The sequence below is a fragment of the Pseudomonas sp. REB1044 genome, from assembly GCF_038813925.1.
Classification (GTDB): domain Bacteria; phylum Pseudomonadota; class Gammaproteobacteria; order Pseudomonadales; family Pseudomonadaceae; genus Aquipseudomonas; species Aquipseudomonas boreofloridensis.
Genome location: NZ_CP046139.1, coordinates 4,682,072 through 4,704,380, shown reverse-complemented (window position 1 = coordinate 4,704,380; position 22,309 = coordinate 4,682,072). Strand labels below are relative to the sequence as shown.

Sequence of the window (22,309 nt, the reverse complement as noted above, 5' to 3'; positions counted from 1 at the left end):
CTCGCATGAGCGACTTACTGGACAGTCTCGAAGGCGTCGAACGCCGTTCCCTGGCCGACTTCACCGAACAGGCCTACCTCAACTATTCCATGTACGTGATCATGGACCGGGCCCTGCCGCACATCGGCGACGGCCTCAAGCCCGTGCAGCGGCGTATCGTCTACGCCATGAGCGAGCTGGGCCTGGATGCCGACGCCAAGCACAAGAAGTCGGCGCGTACCGTCGGTGACGTACTGGGTAAATTCCATCCCCACGGCGACTCGGCCTGCTACGAAGCCATGGTGCTGATGGCGCAGCCGTTCAGCTACCGCTACACGCTGGTCGATGGCCAGGGCAACTGGGGTGCGCCGGACGATCCGAAATCCTTCGCGGCCATGCGCTACACCGAGGCGCGGCTGTCGCGTTATTCCGAAGTGCTGCTCAGCGAGCTGGGCCAGGGCACCGTGGACTGGGGGCCGAACTTCGACGGCACGATCCAGGAGCCACTGGTTCTGCCGGCGCGCCTGCCGAACATCCTGCTCAACGGCACCACCGGTATCGCCGTGGGCATGGCCACCGACGTGCCGCCGCACAACCTGCGTGAAGTCGCCAGCGCCTGCGTGCGTTTGCTCGACGAGCCGAAGGCGACCCTCGAGCAACTGTGCGAGCACATCCAAGGCCCGGACTACCCCACCGAAGCCGAGATCGTCACGCCGCGCGCCGACATTCTCAAGATGTACGAGAGCGGCAAAGGCTCGATCCGCATGCGGGCTGTGTATCGCGTGGAAGATGGCGACATCGTCGTCACCGCCTTGCCGCACCAGGTGTCCGGCGCCAAGGTGCTGGAGCAGATCGCGGCGCAGATGCAGAACAAGAAGCTGCCGATGGTCGCCGACCTGCGCGATGAGTCCGACCACGAAAACCCCTGCCGCATCGTCATCATCCCGCGCTCGAACCGCGTCGATGCCGCTGAGCTGATGCAACACCTGTTCGCCACCACCGATCTGGAAAGCAGCTATCGGGTCAACGTCAACATCATCGGCCTGGACGGGCGTCCGCAACTCAAGAGCCTGCGTGCGCTGTTGCAGGAGTGGTTGCAGTTCCGCATCGGCACCGTGCGCCGCCGCCTGCAGTTCCGTCTGGACAAGGTCGAGCGTCGCTTGCACTTGCTCGAAGGCCTGCTCACCGCCTTCCTCAACCTGGATGAGGTGATCCATATCATCCGCACCGAGGAGCATCCCAAGCAGGCATTGATCGAGCGTTTCGCGCTGAGCGAAATCCAGGCCGACTACATCCTCGAGACCCGTCTGCGCCAATTGGCGCGCCTGGAAGAGATGAAGATTCGCGGCGAACAGGACGAACTGCTCAAGGAGCAGGCCAAGTTGTTGGCGCTGCTGGGCAGCGAGGCCAAGCTGCGCAAGCTGGTGCGCAGCGAGCTGATCAAGGATGCCGAAACCTACGGCGACGCGCGTCGCTCGCCGATCGTCGAGCGCGCCGAGGCCAAGGCCCTGTCGGAAACCGAGCTGATGCCGACCGAGCCGGTGACCGTGGTGCTCTCCGAAAAAGGCTGGGTGCGTTGCGCCAAGGGCCATGACATCGATGCCACCGGTTTGTCGTACAAGGCCGGCGATGGCTTCAAAGCGGCAGCGGCGGGGCGTTCGAACCAGTTTGCGGTGCTCATCGACTCGACCGGCCGCAGCTACTCGCTGGCGGCCCATAGCCTGCCCTCGGCCCGTGGTCAGGGCGAACCGTTGACCGGTCGGCTGACGCCGCCGCCCGGCGCCAGCTTCGAGTGCGTGTTACTGCCCGAGGACGATGCGCTGTACGTGGTGGCGTCCGATGCCGGCTACGGATTCGTGGTCAAAGGCGAGGACCTGCAGGCCAAGAACAAGGCGGGCAAAGGGTTGCTGAGCCTGCCCAATGGCGCCAAGGTCATTACCCCGCGTGCGGTCGATGATCGCGAGCAGGATTGGCTGGCGGCAGTGACGACCGAAGGGCGTTTGCTGGTGTTCAAGGTGGCCGACCTGCCGCAACTCGGCAAGGGCAAGGGCAACAAGATCATCGGTGTACCGGGGGACCGGGTCGCCAGCCGGGAAGAGTACGTCACCGACCTGGCCGTGATCGCCGAGGGCGCGACCCTTGTGTTGCAGGCTGGCAAGCGTACCCTGTCGCTCAAGCCAGATGATCTGGAACATTACAAAGGCGAGCGGGGCCGCCGTGGTAGCAAGTTGCCACGGGGTTTCCAGCGCGTCGACAGCCTCACGGTAGAGCGTCCGGCGTGAACCGACTGTCCGTCCGGAACGGCGTTTTCAGCGTCGATCTGGGCGGAAATGCTGGAGTCTGCCGACCATTTCGCGGATGATACACCCCTCGCGGGCCGGCGTGGCCGTGTGCCCCAGGAATCCACACGAGTATCACTGCGGTTGCCGCGCGGCAACCGCCTGGATGGGACGATGAAATTTCTGCGCCTTCCCTTTGCGCTGTTGATGACGGGACTGCTGGGCCTGGGCGGGTGCACCATGCACCAGCCGGTGGCCTTGTATCAGCTCGACAGCGGTGACCCCGGCCAGCCGACGCAGGCTGCCGGCATGGCGGTCGTGCTCGGACCGGTCTCGGTCGCCGACTACCTGCAACGTGAAACCTTCCTGCAACGTCAGCCCGATGGCAGCCTCACCGCCGCGACCGACGGTCGCTGGGCCGGCAGCCTGTCGTCGGATATCGACCAGTTGCTGGTCCGCCAGCTTGCCTGGCGCCTGGACAGCCAACGCGTGGTCCTGGCCCCGGCCAGCACCGGCTTCACGCCTGATGTGCAAGTGCTGCTGTCCATCACCCGCCTGGACTCCGGCAGCAGCCAGCCGGCGATTCTCGATGCCCAGTGGCGCGTGCTCGACCGTCGCGGCCATGTGCGCGACAACCGTATCGTCCACCTCGAGCAGCAGCACGAAGGCAGCGAAGCGTCCCAGGTTCAGGCCCAAGGGCAACTGCTGCAGCGGTTGGTCGAGCAGTTGAGCAGCGCGGTCAAGCCTTTGGCCAACCAGCCGGCGCTCGCCGAAGAAGCCCCGAAGAAGCCGGCGGCCCAAGCCCAGGTGAAGAAGCAGCCCGAGAAATCGAGAATTCCGATGGCTTCGCCGATTCGCACGGACATGGAAGTGTTCCGCTTCTGACCCATCCGGCACAAAAAAGCCCGCAGCGATGCGTGATGCGGTTCACTTAAGATCTGTTTTGCTGGAATTGGGGCTGCTGCGCAGCCCATCGCGGCGCAAGGCCGCTCCCACTGGGTCCGTACAGCCTCATGTTTAAGGGTTTGCGCGGACTTTGTGGGAGATTCTATGGTTGTGGGCAATGCTTTTTGCCGCCTTTGCTCACGTATTCGCCTTGAGTCTTCATCAAGGCGAATGCAATTCTGGCCAGCTTTCGCGCCAGGATGACCAGGGCCTGAGTGGTTGCCTTACCTGTACTCCGATAATGTTCATAGACCTCCTTCCAGGCCTCGGTCTTGCTAGCGGACATGGCGGCGTTGTGCAAGAGTCGGCGCACTTCTGAGCAGCCGCGCTTGGTCAAGCGTCTGCGTCCGCATTTCTGGCCTGATTCGGAAACTTCCAGATCCATACCCAGAAAAGCGATGAACGAGTCGCTTCGCTTAAAGTCGCCACGGATGAAGGCAGTGACCAAAGCGACAGCCGTTAGAAAACCAATGCCTTCAACTGCTTGGCAGCGGGCAACCTGCTCGCTCAGCCCTGCCTCTCTCACTAATGTCTTCAAACGCTTTTGAATCAGCAGATCAAGCGATGCAAAGTGCTTGGCAAAACTTTTGAAGGCTTCTTTGAGGGACACTTCGTTTCCCCAGCTCTGGGTCAGGCTGGTGCGTGCCGACACCAGTGCTGCTCGGCGTCGCAGAAGGCTCTGGAGCTTGCTGTAGACGGCTGGAGGGGGCGTCCAAGGACGAAGCGCACTGCCCTCACGATTAAGGAAACGGGCGAGTAGACAGGCATCAGACGCGTCGGTTTTGACACGCCCGCCAATTCCTTTTCGGTAGTTGCTCAGCTGGAACCCATCGACGACATAGACGGCAAAACCCACTTCGTAAGCCATCTCCACCAAGTCCAGGTGATAAACGTTGGTGGCTTCAACACAGATGGCCGTATTGGCAGGCTGAAGTGCCAGCCATTTGCGGATCTCAGGCTTGGTATTTTTAAACACGTGTTGTTGAGCAGTGTCCTCGCAGTAACTGACCAGTTCGACCTTGGCGACATCGACGCCAATGATGAACTTCTCGACTCGCATTGCCATGACCTGAACTCCCACGGTATGGTTTTTGGGCTCGGAGGGGGTTCACCAAGAGGCGCTGGCTTGCTTCTATCGTCGCTTGCAAACGATGCATTCTTTATCGGCGCTTTGGTGAAGGGGTGGGGCGAGGTCTCCCACGGTCTGTACTGTTTGTGGACAGTCAGATTCGGCCTTTTCGTCCCACCACCCCTTCGAGTATCACCATACAAGCGGCCTTGTGCCGCGAAAGGGCCGCGAAGCGGCCCCAGCATTCTTTAAGTCAACCGCATTACGCAGCGCCGCGGGCTTTTTTGTGCGTTGGCCTCCGATCAGCCGCGCCGCTCGTGCATGCGGCCCAGTTGGCGCTCCAGCATCGACGGATACGGTTCCATCAGTCGTTCGACACAGCAGGCCCCCTCGGGGCTGGCAATCGGGCGAATACGCGCACGCTGGCGGATCAGCGCATCGTCGCTGACCTGACGTTCGACCAGCAGCAGGTTGCGGCTGTGCTGTGACAGGGCCAGGGCCGCCTGGGCCTTGTCGGTCATCAGCAGGTCCACCTGGTCCATGTCCAGCAGGTCTTCGCCCAGCGCCAGGCCCAGTTGCAGTTGCAAGGTGATGCCGCTGTCGGCCACCTCGATCTGCAAGGCGTGGCCCAGGGCGCGCAGCAGCTCGCCGCAGCAGATGGCGTTGGTGAGGTAGTCCTCGCCGCTGTGACGGCTGTGGAACAGCAGCAGGGTGCTGCCATCGTTGAGCGTCTGCACTTCACCTTCGTAGAGCGACGCGGCCTGATCCAGGCAGTCGCGGTAGCGCTCCAGAAGCTCGGTCAGGCGCGTGCGCGGCAGGCGCCGCAGTTGCTCCTGGGAGCCCAACTGCACTGCCAGCACGGCGCTGGTGTTCGGTTCGTCCGGCTCGGCAACGCTCAGCGCCTTGGCGCTGGGCTCGTTGTCCTCGAGCAGGTCGGCGAAGGCGTCGTCGTCGGCCTCTTCGTCGGCCGCGACGGGGCGGGCGCTCACGGGCTTGGCGGTGGCCTTGCGCGCGGCGGGCTCGACCGGCAGGTCGGCGAAGTCGTCCTCGTCTTCCGGCTCGGGTTCAGGCTCCGGTGGTGGCGGCGGCGCCAGCTTGGCGTGCAGTTGTCTGGCCAGATCGCCGATCTCGTCCTGACGCTCGATGCCCGGGGTGTAGGGGTGAGGATCGCGCAACCAGACCCGCAGTTGCAGCAGCGGCGTGGAGATGAAGCGACCCAGGCGCAGGCTCAGGGTCAGCGCCAAGGCCAGCAGGATGGCGGCGAGAATGCCCATGCTCTGCAGGCTGATCAGCATCGGCTGCTGGAACTGGCTCATGTCCAGGCTGATGCGCAGTTGCCCGGCGGTCACGTCCTGGAAGGTGATCTTGGTCTGGTAGACACCCTCGGCCTCGCCCAGCAGGCTGTTCTTCGGCCGTTGCCCGGCCTCGGCGAGGATGCGATTGTCGGGGCTGTAGATCGCCGCGTGGGCCACCAGCGGGTTCTTCACCAGGTTGCCCAGCAGCACGTTGAGGCTGAGGATGTCGTTGGACACCAGCAGCTCGGTCGCCGACGTCGCCGTCTGGGTGGTCAGGCTCTGGCCCACGGCATCGGCCTGCTCGTGCATGGCCTGCTTGAACTGCAGGCCCATCACGCAGGCATAGATCACCAGAGCCAGCGCCACCAGGAAAATGTTGTGGCTGGCGATGCGCAATGCCAAGGGAATACGGCGTTGGCTCAGGGCTCGGAAGATCATCAGAAAGAAGTTGTCGGTTTTGACGGGCGTGGGCCGGTTCACAGAGCGCGGCTCTTTATGGCGGAATTGATGCCGGGCAGTATAGCGACCCGCGTTTTGTCGGCAAAGTATCGGTGCTGCCCGGTGGTCACTGAAAGTGGGTAGAATGCGCACTTTTCATCGAGTTGGAGCACGGTCTTGCGCGAAATCGTCCTGATCAACATCACTGGTGAAGACCGTCCGGGTCTCACTGCGGCCCTCACCGGCGTCCTGCTCCAGGGCGGTGTGAACATTCTAGACATCGGTCTGGCCGTCATGCACGGCACGCTGTCGTTCGGCATTCTGGTGGACATTCCCGACAACGAGGTGGCCACCGCCTTGCTGCAAAGCGTGCAGTCCAAGGCTCACGAGCTGAACCTGCAGGCGCGCTACACGCCGATTTCCGAAGAAGACTACCAGCAGTGGGTCGACGGTCATGGCGACAACCGCCACATCGTCACCCTGCTCAGCCGCAAGGTCACCCCGGCACAGTTGCAACGCGTCAGCGCGCTGATCAGCCAGTATGGCCTGACCATCGAGCGTATCGAGCGCCTGTCGGCCCGGGTCGCGCTCGATGCGCCCACCGAACAGGGGCGTGCCTGCCTGGAAATCTCGGTGCGCGGCGAGCCGACCGATCCCCAGGCCCTGCGCGCCGAGTTCTTCGCGCTGTCCTCCGAGCAGGGCGTCGATATCGCCTTTCAGCAGGATGACCTGTTCCGTCGCAACCGCCGCCTGGCGGTCTTCGACATGGACTCGACCTTGATCGAAGCCGAAGTGATCGACGAGCTGGCCAAGGCGGCGGGTGTCGGCGAGCAGGTGTCGGCGATCACCGAACGCGCCATGCGCGGCGAACTGGACTTCCGCGCCAGCTTCAAGGAGCGCATGGCCTTGCTCAAGGGCCTGGATGTCGGCGTGCTGGACGAGATCGGCGCCTCGCTGCGCCTGACCGAAGGCGCCGAGCACCTGTTCGCTGAACTCAAGCGCCTGGGTTACAAGACCGCCATCCTCTCCGGCGGCTTCTCCTATTTCGCCAAGCAGGTGCAGGCGCGCCTGGGCATCGACTACGTCTTCGCCAACGAGTTGGAAGTGGTGGATGGCAAGGTGACCGGGGTGGCGGTGGAGCCGATCGTCGATGCCCAGCGCAAGGCCGATCTGTTGCAGGAACTGGCGATCAAGGAAGGGCTGCAACTGGAGCAGACCATCGCAGTGGGCGATGGCGCCAACGATTTGCCGATGCTGTCGCTGGCGGGCCTGGGCGTGGCCTTCAGGGCCAAGCCGCTGGTGCGTCAATCGGCCAAGCAGGCCATTTCTACGCTGGGTCTGGACGGGGTGTTGTATCTGCTGGGCTGGCGCGACCGCAACGGTTGCGCGTGAGGGCCTGGTAGAGGCATGAGGGCGCGGCAGGCTGCCGCGCCCTCATGTGTCTGGTCAGCCTTGGGGCGGCAGTGCCAATTGCTCACCCATGCGTACGGCCGACAGCGCGCCGAGGTTCTGCGCCCACTTCACCTGATCCGGCCCGAACAGCACGATGGCGGTGGAGCCCAGCTTGAAGCGGCCCAGTTCCGCACCTTTCTCCAGATGGATCGGCGCACGGCTGGCTTCGTCGTAGCGAACGGTCCTGAGTTCGCGCTTGGGCGGTGTGACCAGCCCGGCCCACACCGTCTCGATCGAGGCGACGATCATTGCGCCGACCAGCACCACGGCCATCGGCCCGCGCTCGGTGTCGAACAGGCACACCACGCGCTCGTTGCGGGCGAACAGTTCCGGTACGTTTTCAGCGGTGGTCTGATTGACCGAGAACAGCCGACCTGGCACGTAGACCATCTCACGCAGGGTGCCGGCCAGCGGCATGTGCACGCGGTGATAGTCCTTGGGTGACAGGTAGATGGTGGCGAACTCGCCGCCCATGAACGGCGCTGCCAGCGCCGGATCGCCGCCCAGCAGCTCCAGGGCGCTGTAGCTGTGGCCCTTGGCCTGGAAGATGCGTCCGTGTTCGATCGGGCCGAGCTGGCTGACCGCGCCGTCGGCCGGGCACAGGATCGCGCCAGGGGTGTCGTCCAGCGGGCGTGCGCCGGGCTTGAGGGCACGGGTGAAGAAGGCGTTGAAGTGCTCGTAGGCGGTGAGGTCTTCGACCAGCGCTTCGCTCATGTTGACTTGGTAACGCTTGGCGAACCAGGCGGTGAAGGCATTCTTGAACCAGCGTACGCGGCACTCGGCCACGCAGCCGGCCAGGCGCGAGAGCAGGTGATGCGGCAGCAGGTACTGGCTGATGATGAACAAACGGGATTTCATGCAGTTTCCTTAAACGTCTACAGGCGTGTCCGGGTGATTGCCCCACTCGCTCCACGAGCCAGCGTAGGCCTTGACCCGTGGATAGCCCAGGGCCTTGGCGACCAGGTAGGTGAAGCCGGAGCGACGGTGGGTCTGGCAGTGGGTGATCACTTCCTTGTCGGGGGTGATGCCCAGGTGCTGAAGGGTCTGTGCGATATCGCCGCGAATGCGCAGGCGGTCGTTGAGGTCCATGCCGGCGGTCCACTCGAAATTGATCGCACCGGGTATGTGTCCGCCTCGGGCGGCCAAGATTTTCTCGCCGGAGAACTCCTGCGGTGCACGGGCATCCCAGACCACCAGGTCAGCGGCGCCCAGGCGGCTTTGCAGGTACTCGCGGGTCGCGGTGGGTTCACTGTGCAGGCGCAGCTTAACCGGTGTGTTCGCCACGGGCGGCACCTCGGTGGACAGTTGATCGGCAGGCCAGGCCTGGATCCCGCCATTGAGGTAGTGGTAGGCCTTGTGCCCGATCACGTCGAGCAGCCAGATGAAGCGCCCGGACCAGCCGCCGCCTTCGTCGTCGTACACCACGTACACCGCATCGTCGCGATGACCCAGTTCGCTGAACAGCTTTTCCAGATCGCCCAGCGCTGGCAACAGGCCGGGCGCAGGCGGTTGGCCGAGCTGGGTGCGCTTGCCGTCGACCAGGCGCGCGCCGGGAATGTGGCCGCTGCCGTAGCGATTGGCGCTGCTCAGATCGACCAGGATCAGCTCGGGCGATTGCAGGCGCGGCAGCAGGTCGTCGGCTTCGATCACCAGAGGCAAGCCGGAAAAATCAGTCATCCACGGTCTCCGGGGGCGAGAAAGGGGCGATTGTAGCGCACGGCTCAGCCATTGCGGTTGGCGAAGCTGGCCAGTGCGCGCTCGATACATTGCGCGGTTTTGCCGAACGCCTGCACGCCAACATCGGCCAGCGGCTTGCCGCCCTGGTCGGCGATCACCAGCATCAGCGCCTGCTCATTCAACGCCAGCGAGCGCAGCAGCACGTGTTCGCTGGGGAACAGGGCGCGCAGTGTGGTGGGCAGCAGGGGCGCGAAGCGGGCGTGGTTTTCCGGCGTCAGGCGCAGTTGCGAGGCCTTGCTCAGCAGTTTTTGCAGCAGGGTGCTTGCGTTCAGGTCGATCTTGAGCGCCGCCGCTTCACGCGGCAGGCCGGCGCTTTGCTGCACGCGCAGGCAGTCGTTGGGCTTGTCCAGCATCAGCAGTAGCACCCGCTGCATGCCGCAGGCCAGCAAGGCATCACGTGCCAGGGTGGCCAGGTGCATGCTGTTGCTGAACGGACTGGGCTGGGTGAGCAGCTCGCCGCACAGGGCACGCCAGCGTTCCAGGTCCTGCGCAGGGGCGGCGGCGCGGTGAGCATGTCCGGGTGCGGTCGGCGTTGCTCCCAAGGCCAGATCAGCGCTTCGGCCGGATGGAACAACGCATGCCGGGCGTGATGGCGGGCGCTGGCGGCCGCCTGCTGGTGGACCTGCTGCTGGACGTCGTCCAGGGTGGTTTGCAAATACAGCGCGGTAAGCAGTTGCCAGCGCAGCAGGTGCGGGTTGTCCCAGCCGACCTGCGCCGACAGCGCCAGCCCGTTGGCCAGCAGCACGGTATTGGCCGGCTGGTTGAACCAGCGGCGCAGACCGCTTTCGTCGTCCAGGCGATGCTGTTGGTTCAGTGCATCGGGATCGCGCGCGATATTCAGCACCTGGGCCAGTTGCTCGCGCTCTTCGAGCAGCAGGCGATAGCCCTGGGTGACCCATTCCGGCAGGCGCCAGTGCAGGGCGACGGCCCGGCACAGTTCCATGATGCGCACGCCGAACAACGCATGCTCCACCTCGGCGGCGTCCTCGCCCTTGTGGATCACCCGCAGTTCCCAGGCGTCGAGCAGCTTGGGGTAGGCCAACGCCAGGGGCCACAGCGGCGAGAGGAACAGCAGGCTGCCCCAGTGGATTTCCTGCCACAGCCGTGCCAGGCGACTGGCGAACAGGCCGTTGGCCTGTTGCGTGGCATGCTGGCTGATCAGCAGGAACTGGCGCAGCACCGGCGGGATGTCGTCGGCCGGCACCGCCGGCAGACGCCCCATGAGTTGCAGGATGCGTGAAAGACCCAGGCGGTTGAGGGCGATCTCCAGGCTTTCGGCCGGCTCGGCCATGCTGGCGTTGGCCGGATGGTTGGCCTCGCGCATGACGCACAGCACCAGCGACGGGCTGTCCTGCATCAGTTCGGCGATGTCGCGCAGCGAGCGGCGGTTGTCGTTGACCGCGGCCAGGACGCGGTCATGACTCTCCTTGGGCACCGGCACACGGATACCGTCGAGTAGCTTTACCCAGCCCTCGAGAGAGGAGGGGACCTGCGCTGGCAGCTTGGTTTCGATTGGCATTTTGACATCAGTCCGAACTGGCTTTTCGCATTATGTGGCTATAGTCTGGCGCAGTTCTGCCGATAAGTAGAAGCAGAGTTTCAAAGCTCCCGCCCCTGAACCTGACCACGACAGCAAGTGCTTCCAATCTATGGCTAAAATTATCGGCATCATCGTCGTATTCGCGAGCGTTCTCGGCGGGTACGTCCTATCCCACGGCAAGATCGCGGCGCTGATCCAGCCATTCGAAGTGCTGATCATCGGTGGTGCAGCCTTTGGTGCCTTCCTGCAGGCCAACCCGGGCTACATGACCCTGCACGTGATCAAGAAGTCGCTGAAGATGTTCGGCAGCCGCTTCACCCACACTTTCTACCTGGAAGTGCTGGGCCTGATCTACGAGATTCTCAACAAGAGCCGCCGCGAGGGCATGATGGCCATCGAGGGCGACATTGAAGATGCCGCCGCCAGCCCGATCTTCGCCAAGTACCCGGCAGTGCTCGGCGACGAGCGCATGACGGCGTTCATCTGCGACTACCTGCGTATCATGTCCACCGGCAACATGGCACCCCACGAGCTCGAGGGCCTGTTCGACATGGAACTGCTGAGCATGAAGGAAGAGCTCGAGCACCCGTCGCACGCGGTGACTGGCGTGGCCGACGGCATGCCCGGCTTCGGTATCGTCGCGGCGGTACTGGGCATCGTGGTGACCATGGCCTCGCTCGGCGAGGGCGACCAGAAGGCGATCGGCATGCACGTGGGCGCGGCGCTGGTCGGTACCTTCTTCGGTATCCTGGCGGCTTATGGCTTCTTCGGCCCGCTGGCCAACTGCCTGCAGCACGACGCCAAGGAAGAGCTGAACGTCTACGAGGCGATCAAGGCCTCGCTGGTGGCCTCGGCCTCCGGCATGCCGCCGTCGCTGGCGGTCGAGTTCGGGCGCAAGGTGCTGTATCCGAAGCATCGCCCGAGCTTCGCCGAGCTGGAACAAGCGGTGCGCGGTCGCTGAGTCATGGAGAACAACCAGCCCATCATCGTCAAGCGCATCAAGCGCTACGGCGCCGGCCATCATGGCGGTGCCTGGAAGATCGCCTTCGCCGACTTCGCCACGGCAATGATGGCGTTCTTCCTCGTGCTGTGGCTGCTGTCCACGGCCACCCCTGAGCAGAAGATCGCTATCGCCGGTTACTTCAAGGATCCGATCGGCTTTTCCGAGAGCGGTACGCCTTACGTCATCGACCTGGGTGGCTCGCCGCAACTGGCGCCGGAAAAGACCATCAACCCGGAAGAGAAGTCCGAGCCCACGCCTGACACCAGCCTGCAACTGGACAAGGACAAGGTCGAGACCATGGCCGAGCAGGTCGAGCAGGAGCGTCTGCAACTGCTGCTGCAGGAACTGCAGAACAAGGTCGAAGAAAACCCGCAACTGCAGAAGTTCAAGGATCAGATCCTGTTCGAAATCACTCAGGACGGCCTGCGTATCCAGATCATGGACGCCGAGAACCGGCCGATGTTCGACTTGGGCAGTGCGCGCCTCAAGCCCTACTTCGAGGACATCCTGCTGGCCATGGCCGACACCATCAAGGCGGTGCCGAACAAGATCAGCGTCAGCGGCCACACCGATGCCAAGCCATACGCCGGCACCGGCGACTTCGGCAACTGGGAGCTGTCGGCCAACCGCGCCAACGCCGCGCGTCGTGCGCTGATAGCGGGTGGTTACCCGGACGATCAGGTGGCGCGGGTGGTGGGCTATGCTTCGTCGTCGCTGTTCGACCGCGAGCATCCGCAGAACCCGGTCAACCGCCGCATCGACATCATCGTGCTGACCAAGAAGGCCCAGCGCGACATCGAAGGCGAGCAGAGCCAGCCCGATGCGCCGGCCAGCCCGACCACGCCGCCCGCCAACGCCGCGCCTGCGGCACCCGGCGCTGCGGCGGCGCCCACCACCGAGCCGGCGCAGCCGATGCAACCGCGCGAGCTGCGCCAGAAGCTGAACATCTTCGAGAACGGCACCTTGAAGATGGACGACAGCAAGGAAAACTGACGCGCTGCCACGGCCCTGCAAGGGCCGTGGCTGTCAGTAGGTGTCTTGGGTCAGGCTGGCCACGATCGAGCGATAGCTGTGCATGCGCTGCGCTGAAACACGACCCTCTTCCAGCGCCTTGAGCAACGCGCAGCCCGGCTCGCGGTCATGCTTGCAGTCGCGGAAGCGGCAGTTGCCCAGCAGGTCGCGAAACTCGATGAAGCCCGCTTCCACATCGTCGCGGCTGACGTGCGCCAGGCCGAATTCGCGGATACCCGGCGAGTCGATCAAGTCGCCGCCATTGGGGAAGTGATAGAGCCGCGCCGTGGTGGTGGTGTGGGTGCCCTGGCCGGACCACTCGGACAAATCGCCCACCCGCGTCTGCGCCTGCGGCAGCAGGCTGTTGACCAGCGACGACTTGCCCACCCCCGATTGCCCGACGAACACACTGATGTGCGTGTCCAGCGTCTGTTGCAGGCGCTGCATGCCATCGCCGTGGTGGGCCGACACTTCCAGCAACGGATAGCCCAGGTCGCGGTACACCGCCAGCAGCGCGTTGAGCGTGGGGCATTGTGCGCGTCGATCAGGTCGGCTTTGTTCAGCAGCAGCAGCGGGCGGATACCGGCGTGTTCGGCGGCGACCAGGTAGCGGTCGATGAGGTTGGCCTGGGGCTCGGGCGCCGGGGCGAAGACGATCACGATCAGGTCGACGTTGGCCGCCACCGGTTTGAGTTGGCCGTGGTTGTTGGGCCGGCACAGCTCGGTGCCGCGCGCAAGCTGCGCCACGATCACGCCGTTGCCCTGGTTGCCGGCACGCCAGACCACCTTGTCACCGGTGACCAGCGCCGGCAGGTTGGCGCGCAGGTTGCAGCGGAACACCTGGCCGGCGGCCTCGCCGTCCTGGGCTTCGACCTCGACCGTGACACCGAAGTGGGCGATCACCAGGCCCAACTGCTCGGGGCCCAGGTCGCCACCTTCGAGCTCCTGCAGCGCGTGCTGCTCGCGTTTGGCAGCGCGGGCGGCGCGTTCACCCTGGATCTTTTCGATGCGCCAGTTCTGGCGGCGATTGAGCTGGCGTTTGGCCATGAAGGTTCCGTGTCGGCGGGGCAGAAAGAAAACGGCAAGCAGTTTAGCACGCTCCACTAGGCTAATATGGCGGCCTATTCGAGGAGCTCATGCATGCACAATCCACAGAACCTGATCTGGATCGATCTGGAGATGACCGGCCTGGACCCGGACACCGATGTCATCATCGAAATGGCCACCATTGTCACCGACAGCGAGCTGAACACCTTGGCCGAAGGCCCGGTGATCGCCATCCACCACAGCGATGAGGTGCTGGCGCGCATGGACGAGTGGAACACCCGCACCCACGGCGCCTCGGGCCTGACCCAGCGCGTGCGCGAGAGCCGCATCGACATGGCCCAAGCCCAGGCGCAGACCCTGGCGTTCCTCGAGCAGTGGGTGCCCAAGGGCAAGTCGCCGATCTGTGGCAACAGCATCTGCCAGGACCGGCGCTTCCTCTATCGCCACATGCCCGAGCTCGAAAGCTACTTCCATTACCGAAACCTGGATGTCTCCACGCTCAAGGAGCTGGCCGCGCGTTGGGCGCCACACGTGCGCGACAGCTTCCAGAAGGGCGGAACGCACCTGGCCCTGGACGACATCCGCGAGTCGATCGCCGAGCTGCGCCATTACCGCCAACACTTCATCAAGGTTTGACGAGCAGCGGCTTGTCGCCGCAGCTTCACGTCATCAGCGGCAAGCGCCCTGTGGCAAACCGTGCACCGCACAGGCTTGTCGCTTGCCGCTTGCCATTCGAAACTGCCTATCAGGTGCATCATGCTGTTGTTGCTCTATCTGATCGCGATCACGGCCGAGGCCATGACCGGTGCGCTGTCCGCTGGACGGCGTGGTATGGACTGGTTTGGCGTGGTGCTGATCGCCTGCATCACCGCCCTGGGTGGCGGGTCGGTGCGCGATGTGTTGCTCGGGCACTACCCGCTGACGTGGGTGAAACACCCCGAGTATCTGGTGCTTACCAGCTTCGCCGCCCTGCTGACCATCTTCATCGCGCCGTTGATGCGCCATCTGCGCACGCTGTTTCTGGTGCTCGATGCGCTGGGGTTGGTGGCGTTCACCCTGATCGGCTGCATGACGGCACTGGAAATGGGCCAGGGCATGCTGGTGGCGTCGATCAGCGGGGTGATTACCGGGGTGTTCGGTGGGATCTTGCGCGACATCTTCTGCAACGACATCCCACTGGTGTTTCGCCGTGAGTTGTACGCCAGCGTGTCGTTCGCGGCGGCCTGGTTCTACTTGGGCTGTGTGTACTTTCAGGTGCCGGCCGAGCAGGCGATGCTGTTGACGCTGTTCGGCGGTTTTCTGTTGCGGCTACTGGCGATCCGCTTTCACTGGGAAATGCCCAAGTTTCATTACAACGATGAGCGATGACGCCTGCGAGACGCTACTCCAGCGCGACCTGATGCCGCGCCAGCGCCCACTGCACATGCTCTCTGACTAATGCCGACGGGTGCTCGCGCCGTGCTTTCAAGGCTTCGATCACGGCGATCGTCGAAGGCGCATTGCCCAAGCCCACCGCCAGGTTGCGCAGCCAGCGCTCATAACCGGCGCGGCGCAGCGGCGAGCCTTCGGTGCGGCTGAGGAAGGTCTTCTCGTCCCACAGGAACAGCGCCGCCAGTTCGGCGTTGTCCAAACCGTGGCGGGGTTTGAAGTCGTCTTCACCGGTGGACTTGGCGAAGCGGTTCCAGGGGCAGACGATCTGGCAATCGTCGCAGCCGAAGACCCGGTTGCCGATCAATGGCCTGAGCTCCACCGGAATGGCGTCCCGCAGTTCGATGGTCAAGTACGAGATGCAGCGCCGGGCATCGAGTTGGTAGGGACCGACGAAGGCGGAGGTCGGGCACAGGTCCAGGCAGGCCTGGCAGCGTCCGCAGTGTTCGCTGGTCTGGGCCTCGTCCGCCGGCAGTGGCAGGTCGACGAACAGTTCGGCGAGGAAGAAATAGCTGCCGGCCTTGCGGTTGAGCAGCAGGGTGTTCTTGCCGATCCAGCCGAGCCCGGCCTGTTGGGCGATGGCCTTTTCCAGCACCGGGGCACTGTCGACGAAAGCGCGGTAGCCGAACGGGCCGATGGCTTCCTGGATGCGGTCGGCCAGGTGCTGCACGCGCTTGCGCACCAGCTTGTGGTAGTCGCGGCCCAAGGCGTAACGCGAGACATAGGCTTTTTCAGGCTGGGCAAGGCGCTGGGCCATGCGTGTGTCGCCGGGCAGGTAGTCCATCCGCAGCGACACCACGCGCAAGGTGCCGGGAATCAGTTCGGCCGGGCGCGAACGTTTCGTGCCATGCGCTGCCATATAGTCCATCTCACCGTGGTGCCCGGCGTCCAGCCAGCGCTGCAGATGCTGTTCGTGTTCGCCAAGCTCGACATCGGCGATGCCCACATGGGCAAAACCGAGTGCGTGGCCCCAATCCTTGATGGACTGGGCCAATAGAGGCAGGTCTGGAAGAGAGGCGGACATGGATGGACAGGCATTACAGGCTCAGGTGCGTATAATTCTGCCAGACATCGGAGCCTTTGACCCCATGCCTCAGACCAAACACCCCGGCAACGCCCCGCTCGCGCTCAGCAGCCTGACCGTCGCGCACCTGCCCGCGCGTCCCGCCGACGCCCACAAAGGCGACTTCGGTCATGTGCTGGTGATCGGCGGCGACCTGGGTACTGGCGGTGCGGTGCTGCTCAGTGCCGAAGCGGCACTGCGCTGTGGCGCCGGGCTGGTCAGCGTGGCGACGCGGCCCGAGCACGTAGCCGCCAGCCTGGCCCGTCTGCCGGAAACCATGTGCCTGGGCGTGAGTTCGGCCAATCAACTGATGGCGGTACTCGAGCGCGCCTCGGTGCTGGTGGTCGGGCCAGGCCTTGGCCAGGCCGCCTGGGGGCGTAGCCTGCTGTCGGCCGTGGCCAACGCGCGGTTGCCGCAAGTGTGGGACGCCGACGCACTCAACGTGCTGGCGCATGCGCCGTTGGCGCTGCCGGCCGGTAGCATCCTCACCCCGCATCCTGGCGAGGCGGCGCGGCTTTTGGGGCTGTCGACCGAGGCGGTGCAGGCCGACCGTGCGGGGGCGGCGCGCAAGCTGGCGCGCCGTCATGACAGCGTGTGCGTGCTCAAGGGCGCCGGCACGTTGATCGCTGACCCGCACGGCCAGTTGCGCGTATGCGAGCGCGGTCATCCGGCGATGGCTGGCGCGGGCCTGGGCGATGTGCTCAGCGGCGTGCTTGCCGCGCTGCTGGCCCAAGGCCTGGACGCGTGGCAGGCGGCGGGGCTGGGCGTGTGGCTGCACGCCTGTGCCGGCGAGCGCCTGGGCGTCCGGGGTAGAGGCTTGGCCGCCAGCGATCTGGCGCCGGTCATTCGAGAATTGTTGGAGGAGCATTCAGCGTGTCAGGCATAACCCTGTTTCTGGCCGACGAACCGGCCACCGTCGCCTTCGGTGCGACCCTGGCTCAGGTCACCGGCGGCCATGGCGTGATCTTTCTGGAGGGCGACCTGGGCGCTGGCAAGACCACCTTGTCACGCGGTCTGATCCGTGGGTTGGGCCACACCGGCGCGGTGAAAAGTCCGACCTTCACCGTGGTCGAACCCTACGAGATCGGCGATATACGCGCTTTTCATTTCGACCTGTATCGCCTGGTCGATCCAGAGGAGCTTGAGTTCATGGGCATTCGCGACTATTTCGAAGGCGATCCCCTGTGTCTTTTCGAATGGCCGCAGAAGGGCGCGGGCGTTTTGCCAAAGCCTGACCTGACCATTACCATAAGCCCCCAGGCGGGCGGCCGCTCGCTGAATCTGTCGCCGCAGGGGGCTCGCGGCGAAGCCTGGTGTGCCACTCTGGCTGCCGAATTCAAACAGTAAGTGGGGAAAGGTATGCCGCGCATCCGCGCACTGGTCGCCATCGTTGGCCTGCTGTTGACAGCAGTGACCCTCGACGCTCTGGCCGTCACGCAAGTCAAGAGCATGCGCCTGTGGCGCGCGCCGGACAACACACGGCTGGTCTTCGACCTGTCCGGACCGGTGCAGCACAGCGTCTTCACGCTCAGTGCGCCCGATCGTCTGGTCATCGACATCAATGGTGCGACGCTGGCCTCGCCGCTGAACGTCTCCACCTCGAACACGCCAATCACCAGCGTGCGTTCGGCTCAGCGCACCCCCACCGACCTGCGCGTGGTGGTCGACCTGAAGAAGGCCGTCACGCCGAAGAGCTTCACCCTCGCGCCGAACGCCCAGTATGGCAACCGTCTGGTGGTGGATCTGTACGACCAGGAGGCTGACGCCATCGCCGCCAGCAACCCGACGCCTGCGCCGGTCGCTACCGCGCCGGCGACCACGCCTGCGGTGCCGGTCACTCCGACCCAACCGGCGATCAAGCTGCCGCCGGTGCCCAACGGCAAGCGCGACATCGTGGTTGCCATCGATGCCGGTCACGGCGGCGAAGACCCCGGGGCCTCCGGCTCGCGCGGACAGCACGAAAAAGACATCGTGTTGCAGATCGCCCGCGAACTGCAGCGCCAGATCAACACCGAAAAGGGCTATCGCGCCGAACTGACCCGCACGGGCGACTACTTCATTCCGCTGCGCAAGCGCACCGAGATCGCCCGCAAGAAGGGCGCCGACCTGTTCATCTCCATCCACGCCGACGCAGCGCCCTCCAAGGCCGCCTTCGGCGCCTCGGTGTTCGCCCTGTCCGACCGGGGCGCCACGTCCGAAACCGCGCGTTGGCTGGCCGACAGCGAAAACCGTTCCGACCTGATCGGCGGTGCTGGCAACGTCAGCCTCGACGACAAGGACCGCATGCTGGCGGGCGTACTGCTGGACCTGTCGATGACCGCCACGCTCAGCTCCAGCCTCAATGTCGGGCAGAAAGTGCTGGGCAACATGGGTCGCATCACGCCACTGCACAAGCAGCGTGTGGAACAGGCCGGATTCATGGTGCTGAAATCGCCTGATATCCCGTCGATTCTGGTCGAGACCGGGTTCATCTCCAATGCCAACGAGGCCAACAAACTGGCCACCCGCAGCCATCAGCAGGCACTGGCACGTTCCATCCACAGCGGCGTGCGCCAGTTCTTCCAGCAGAACCCACCGCCCGGCACCTACATCGCCTGGCTGCGCGACTCCGGCAAGATTGCCCAGGGGCCGCGTGAGCACAGTGTGAGGCCCGGTGAGACGCTGGCGATGATCGCCGTGCGTTATCAGGTCAGCGTGGCCAGCCTGCGCAGTGCCAACAACCTCAAGAGCGAGGAGCTCAAGGTCGGTCAGCACCTCAATATCCCGGCTACTACCCTGGCTTCGCAGCAATGAGCGACGGCGTCCGTATCCAGCTGCTCAGCCCGCGGCTGGCCAACCAGATCGCCGCGGGCGAGGTGGTCGAGCGTCCTGCTTCGGTGGTCAAGGAACTGCTGGAAAACAGCCTCGACTCTGGCGCTCGGCGCATCGATATCGAGGTGGAGCAGGGCGGGGTCAAACTGCTGCGGGTGCGTGATGACGGACGCGGCATCGCCTCGGACGACCTGCCGCTGGCCCTGGCCCGTCACGCCACCAGCAAGATCCGTGAACTGGAAGACCTCGAAGGTGTGCTGAGCCTGGGTTTTCGCGGCGAGGCGCTGGCTTCGATCAGCTCGGTGGCGCGCCTCACCCTGACCTCGCGCACCGCTGATGCCGGCGAGGCCTGGCAGGTGGAGACCGAGGGCCGCGACATGCTTCCACGGGTGCAGCCAGCGGCGCATCCGGTCGGCACGTCGGTAGAGGTGCGCGACCTGTTCTTCAACACACCGGCCCGACGTAAATTCCTCAAGGCCGAGAAGACCGAGTTCGACCACCTGCAGGAAGTGATCCGACGCCTGGCGCTGGCGCGATTCGACGTGGGCTTTCATCTGCGCCATAACGGCAAGAGCATCCTCAGCCTGCACGAAGCGCCAGACGATGTCGCGCGGGCGCGGCGTGTCGGGGCCATCTGCGGTCCGGGCTTCCTCGAGCAGGCGTTGCCGACCGAAGTCGAGCGCAATGGCCTGCGCCTGTGGGGCTGGGTCGGGCTGCCGACCTTCTCGCGCAGCCAGGCCGATCTGCAGTACTTCTTCGTCAACGGCCGCGCGGTGCGGGACAAACTGGTCGCCCACGCGGTGCGCCAGGCCTACCGTGACGTGCTGTTCAACGGTCGCCACCCCACCTTCGTGCTGTTCCTCGAGCTTGACCCCACCGGCGTCGATGTCAACGTCCATCCCACCAAGCATGAAGTGCGCTTCCGTGAGGGGCGCATGGTGCACGACTTCCTGTACGGCACCTTGCACCGGGCACTGGCCGATGTGCGCCCTGAAGATCAATTGGCAGCGCCGGCCGCCAGCAGCGAGATCGTCCGTCCCACCGGTCAGCAGGCCGGCGAGTTCGGCCCGCAGGGTGAAATGCGCCTGGCTGCCTCGGTGCTCGAGCAGCCTGCGGCCGAGTCGCGCCCGACGTTCTCCAATGGCGGCGCCGGGGCGGGCTACCAGTATCAGTATTCGCCGCGCCCGGCGGCGCCCGTGTCGGCCGGCGAGGCCCAGGCGGTGTATCGAGAGTTCTTCGCCCCGCTCGACGGCGCGGCGCCTGCTCCAGCGGCATTGCCGGACAGTCAGGGCGATATCCCGCCGCTGGGCTATGCCCTGGCCCAGCTCAAAGGCATCTACATCCTGGCCGAGAACGCCGTCGGCCTGGTGCTGGTGGACATGCACGCCGCCCACGAGCGGATCATGTACGAGCGCCTCAAGCTGGCGATGGCCAGCGAAGGCCTGAGCGGCCAGCCGTTGCTGGTGCCCGAGTCTCTGGCGGTGAGTCAGCGTGAGGCCGACTGCGCCGAAGAGCATGCGCAGACTTTCCAGCGCCTGGGCTTCGAACTGCAGCGCCTGGGTCCGGAAACCCTGGCGATCCGGCAGATTCCGGCGCTGCTCAAGCAGGCCGAGGCCAATCGTCTGGTTCAGGACGTGCTGTCCGACCTCATGGAGTACGGCACCAGCGACCGGGTCCAGGCGCACATCAACGAGCTGCTCGGCACCATGGCCTGCCACGGCGCCGTGCGTGCCAACCGGCGTCTGGCGATTGCCGAGATGAATGCGCTGCTGCGCGACATGGAAAACACCGAACGTAGCGGCCAGTGCAACCACGGCCGACCGACCTGGACCCAGATGGGCCTGGACGATCTGGACAAACTTTTCCTGCGCGGTCGATGAATGAGTCTTCACCCTCCTGCCATTTTTCTCATGGGCCCGACGGCCGCCGGCAAGACCGACCTGGCCATCGCGCTCACCCAAGCCTTGCCGTGCGAACTGGTCAGCGTCGATTCGGCCATGGTCTACCGCGGCATGGACATCGGCACCGCTAAACCCTCGCCCGAGGTGCTGGTGGCGCATCCTCATCGGCTGGTGGACATTCTCGATCCCGCCCAGAGCTATTCGGCGGCGCAGTTTTGCACCGATGCGCTGGCGGCCATGGCCGAGATCACCGCGCGTGGCAAGATCCCGCTGCTGGTCGGCGGCACCATGCTCTATTACAAAGCACTGGTCGACGGCCTGGCCGACATGCCGCCGGCCGATGCCGCGGTGCGCGCCGAGCTCGAGGCACAGGCCCGCGAGCAGGGCCTGGCCGAACTCCATCGGCAGCTTGCCGAGGTGGATCCGATCTCGGCCGCGCGCATTCACCCCAATGACCCGCAGCGGTTGATCCGCGCGCTGGAGGTGTTCCGCGTCAGCGGCCAGAGCATGACCGCGCATCGGGCCCGTCAATCCTCCGAAAGCAGCGGTGTAGAGGCGGGCGCGGGCGGTCATTTGCCCTATACTGTGGCCCGTCTGGCGATCGCGCCGGCGGATCGTCACGTGCTGCATGAACGAATTGCATTACGATTTTCGCAGATGCTGGAACAGGGCTTCGTCGACGAGGTCCGAGAGTTGCGGACCAGAAGTGACTTGCACGTGGGGCTGCCGTCTATACGGGCAGTGGGGTACAGGCAGGTCTGGGAATATCTGGACAGCCAACTGACAGCCGAACAGATGCGTGAACGCGGTATCATCGCCACCCGTCAGTTGGCCAAGCGGCAATTCACCTGGCTGCGCAGCTGGTCCAATGTGCACTGGCTGGACAGCCTGGCCTGCGACAATCTGTCCCGCACCTTGAAATACCTGGGATCGGCCTCCATATTGAGCTGAGTCCCTGCAATTGCCGTCTATTCTTGCAACAGACGGCGTTAATGAAAGAATTCTTCAGCTTTTTACTATTGATCCTTACAGGAGTGCGGCATATGTCAAAAGGGCATTCGCTACAAGACCCTTACTTGAACACCTTGAGAAAAGAAAAAGTCCCGGTTTCGATCTATCTGGTCAACGGGATCAAGCTGCAGGGCCAGATCGAATCCTTCGACCAGTTCGTCGTGCTGCTGAAGAACACCGTCAGCCAGATGGTCTACAAGCACGCCATCTCCACTGTCGTACCTGCCCGCCCGGTTCGCCTGCCAAGCCCGTCCGATTCCGAACACGGCGACAGCGAGCCAGGCAACGCCTGATAGGAGCC

The 22,309-nt window shown here is 64.5% G+C and carries 18 protein-coding genes and 2 pseudogenes; 13 read left to right on the top strand and 7 right to left on the bottom strand.

The genetic code is table 11. The annotated features are described in order from the left end of the window. The first annotated feature begins 5 nt into the window (after positions 1–5). On the top strand, positions 6–2,261 hold the full coding sequence (gene parC, locus GKC70_RS21390; RefSeq protein WP_342649848.1) for a DNA topoisomerase IV subunit A: 2,256 nt from the start codon (positions 6–8) through the stop codon (positions 2,259–2,261). A gap of 171 nt (positions 2,262–2,432) precedes the next feature. Further along, complete coding sequence (locus GKC70_RS21385; RefSeq protein WP_039582843.1) at positions 2,433–3,143, top strand: PqiC family protein; 711 nt, start codon at positions 2,433–2,435, stop codon at positions 3,141–3,143. A 163-nt stretch (positions 3,144–3,306) separates the two neighbouring features. Here GKC70_RS21385 and GKC70_RS21380 read toward each other — a convergent pair whose 3' ends face one another. After that, a complete protein-coding gene (locus GKC70_RS21380; RefSeq protein ID WP_342649847.1) occupies positions 3,307–4,269 on the bottom strand; it encodes a transposase in 963 nt (320 codons plus the stop codon). Positions 4,270–4,574: 305 nt separating this feature from the next. Then, entirely contained in the window at positions 4,575–6,047 is a 1,473-nt protein-coding gene (locus GKC70_RS21375) for a histidine kinase (protein WP_342649846.1), read from the bottom strand. A 135-nt stretch (positions 6,048–6,182) separates the two neighbouring features. Here GKC70_RS21375 and serB point away from each other — a divergent pair, with 135 nt between their 5' ends. Then, on the top strand, positions 6,183–7,397 hold the full coding sequence (gene serB, locus GKC70_RS21370; protein ID WP_342649845.1) for a phosphoserine phosphatase SerB: 1,215 nt from the start codon (positions 6,183–6,185) through the stop codon (positions 7,395–7,397). A 54-nt stretch (positions 7,398–7,451) separates the two neighbouring features. Here serB and asd read toward each other — a convergent pair whose 3' ends face one another. The 3 genes and pseudogenes from asd to GKC70_RS21355 all read right to left on the bottom strand — a co-directional run bounded on the left by asd (position 7,452) and on the right by GKC70_RS21355 (position 10,713). Continuing rightward, entirely contained in the window at positions 7,452–8,315 is an 864-nt protein-coding gene (asd, locus tag GKC70_RS21365) for an archaetidylserine decarboxylase (protein WP_342649844.1), read from the bottom strand. Positions 8,316–8,324: 9 nt separating this feature from the next. Next, on the bottom strand, positions 8,325–9,134 hold the full coding sequence (locus GKC70_RS21360) for a rhodanese-like domain-containing protein (RefSeq protein ID WP_342649843.1): 810 nt from the start codon (positions 9,132–9,134) through the stop codon (positions 8,325–8,327). A 44-nt stretch (positions 9,135–9,178) separates the two neighbouring features. Beyond that, positions 9,179–10,713: pseudogene (locus tag GKC70_RS21355) on the bottom strand (HDOD domain-containing protein). 130 nt (positions 10,714–10,843) lie between these two features. Between GKC70_RS21355 and motA the strand changes: the two are divergent. Both motA and motB read left to right on the top strand, forming a co-directional pair. Then, the gene (gene motA, locus GKC70_RS21350; protein WP_029612787.1) at positions 10,844–11,695 is read left to right on the top strand and encodes a flagellar motor stator protein MotA; all 852 of its coding nucleotides are present in this window, start codon (positions 10,844–10,846) and stop codon (positions 11,693–11,695) included. 3 nt (positions 11,696–11,698) lie between these two features. Next, a complete protein-coding gene (motB, locus tag GKC70_RS21345) occupies positions 11,699–12,730 on the top strand; it encodes a flagellar motor protein MotB (protein WP_342649842.1) in 1,032 nt (343 codons plus the stop codon). Positions 12,731–12,763: 33 nt separating this feature from the next. On the opposite strand, the pseudogene rsgA reads toward motB, so the two are convergent. After that, positions 12,764–13,794 (bottom strand): annotated as a pseudogene (gene rsgA / locus GKC70_RS21340) (small ribosomal subunit biogenesis GTPase RsgA). 93 nt (positions 13,795–13,887) lie between these two features. On the opposite strand from rsgA, the gene orn reads away from it, so the two are divergent. Together orn and GKC70_RS21330 are read left to right on the top strand one after the other, a co-directional pair. Continuing rightward, entirely contained in the window at positions 13,888–14,430 is a 543-nt protein-coding gene (orn, locus tag GKC70_RS21335; protein ID WP_029612782.1) for an oligoribonuclease, read from the top strand. A 117-nt stretch (positions 14,431–14,547) separates the two neighbouring features. Next, complete coding sequence (locus GKC70_RS21330; protein WP_205419316.1) at positions 14,548–15,162, top strand: trimeric intracellular cation channel family protein; 615 nt, start codon at positions 14,548–14,550, stop codon at positions 15,160–15,162. Positions 15,163–15,175: 13 nt separating this feature from the next. Here the strand turns inward: GKC70_RS21330 and queG are convergent, their stop codons facing one another. Further along, positions 15,176–16,246: a tRNA epoxyqueuosine(34) reductase QueG gene (gene queG / locus GKC70_RS21325; protein WP_029612780.1), complete on the bottom strand. Its 1,071-nt coding sequence runs from the start codon at positions 16,244–16,246 to the stop codon at positions 15,176–15,178. A gap of 64 nt (positions 16,247–16,310) precedes the next feature. On the opposite strand from queG, the gene GKC70_RS21320 reads away from it, so the two are divergent. The 6 genes from GKC70_RS21320 (at position 16,311) to hfq (ending at position 22,301) form a co-directional block, all read left to right on the top strand. After that, on the top strand, positions 16,311–17,171 hold the full coding sequence (locus tag GKC70_RS21320; RefSeq protein ID WP_342649841.1) for an NAD(P)H-hydrate dehydratase: 861 nt from the start codon (positions 16,311–16,313) through the stop codon (positions 17,169–17,171). Continuing rightward, on the top strand, positions 17,159–17,632 hold the full coding sequence (gene tsaE / locus GKC70_RS21315; protein ID WP_039582855.1) for a tRNA (adenosine(37)-N6)-threonylcarbamoyltransferase complex ATPase subunit type 1 TsaE: 474 nt from the start codon (positions 17,159–17,161) through the stop codon (positions 17,630–17,632). Before GKC70_RS21320 ends, tsaE begins: the two co-directional genes overlap by 13 nt. After that, on the top strand, positions 17,633–19,078 hold the full coding sequence (locus GKC70_RS21310; protein ID WP_342649840.1) for an N-acetylmuramoyl-L-alanine amidase: 1,446 nt from the start codon (positions 17,633–17,635) through the stop codon (positions 19,076–19,078). Next, the gene (gene mutL, locus GKC70_RS21305; protein ID WP_342649839.1) at positions 19,075–20,976 is read left to right on the top strand and encodes a DNA mismatch repair endonuclease MutL; all 1,902 of its coding nucleotides are present in this window, start codon (positions 19,075–19,077) and stop codon (positions 20,974–20,976) included. The genes GKC70_RS21310 and mutL overlap by 4 nt, the downstream gene beginning before the upstream one ends. Beyond that, positions 20,977–21,948, top strand: coding sequence for a tRNA (adenosine(37)-N6)-dimethylallyltransferase MiaA (gene miaA, locus GKC70_RS21300; protein WP_342649838.1), 972 nt, complete (start codon positions 20,977–20,979; stop codon positions 21,946–21,948). It begins immediately after the preceding gene. Between the two features lie 92 nt (positions 21,949–22,040). Continuing rightward, positions 22,041–22,301: an RNA chaperone Hfq gene (hfq, locus tag GKC70_RS21295; RefSeq protein ID WP_029612777.1), complete on the top strand. Its 261-nt coding sequence runs from the start codon at positions 22,041–22,043 to the stop codon at positions 22,299–22,301. Positions 22,302–22,309: the final 8 nt, after the last annotated feature.

Bases quoted from the DNA above. Each gene is read 5' to 3' on its own strand.
- parC (WP_342649848.1), top strand. From the start codon at position 6: ATGAGCGACTTACTGGACAGTCTCGAAGGCGTCGAACGCCGTTCCCTG.
- GKC70_RS21385 (WP_039582843.1), top strand. From the start codon at position 2,433: ATGAAATTTCTGCGCCTTCCCTTTGCGCTGTTGATGACGGGACTGCTG.
- GKC70_RS21380 (WP_342649847.1), bottom strand. From the start codon at position 4,269: ATGGCAATGCGAGTCGAGAAGTTCATCATTGGCGTCGATGTCGCCAAG.
- asd (WP_342649844.1), bottom strand. From the start codon at position 8,315: ATGAAATCCCGTTTGTTCATCATCAGCCAGTACCTGCTGCCGCATCAC.
- GKC70_RS21360 (WP_342649843.1), bottom strand. From the start codon at position 9,134: ATGACTGATTTTTCCGGCTTGCCTCTGGTGATCGAAGCCGACGACCTG.
- motA (WP_029612787.1), top strand. From the start codon at position 10,844: ATGGCTAAAATTATCGGCATCATCGTCGTATTCGCGAGCGTTCTCGGC.
- motB (WP_342649842.1), top strand. From the start codon at position 11,699: ATGGAGAACAACCAGCCCATCATCGTCAAGCGCATCAAGCGCTACGGC.
- orn (WP_029612782.1), top strand. From the start codon at position 13,888: ATGCACAATCCACAGAACCTGATCTGGATCGATCTGGAGATGACCGGC.
- queG (WP_029612780.1), bottom strand. From the start codon at position 16,246: ATGTCCGCCTCTCTTCCAGACCTGCCTCTATTGGCCCAGTCCATCAAG.
- GKC70_RS21320 (WP_342649841.1), top strand. From the start codon at position 16,311: ATGCCTCAGACCAAACACCCCGGCAACGCCCCGCTCGCGCTCAGCAGC.
- mutL (WP_342649839.1), top strand. From the start codon at position 19,075: ATGAGCGACGGCGTCCGTATCCAGCTGCTCAGCCCGCGGCTGGCCAAC.
- miaA (WP_342649838.1), top strand. From the start codon at position 20,977: ATGAGTCTTCACCCTCCTGCCATTTTTCTCATGGGCCCGACGGCCGCC.
- hfq (WP_029612777.1), top strand. From the start codon at position 22,041: ATGTCAAAAGGGCATTCGCTACAAGACCCTTACTTGAACACCTTGAGA.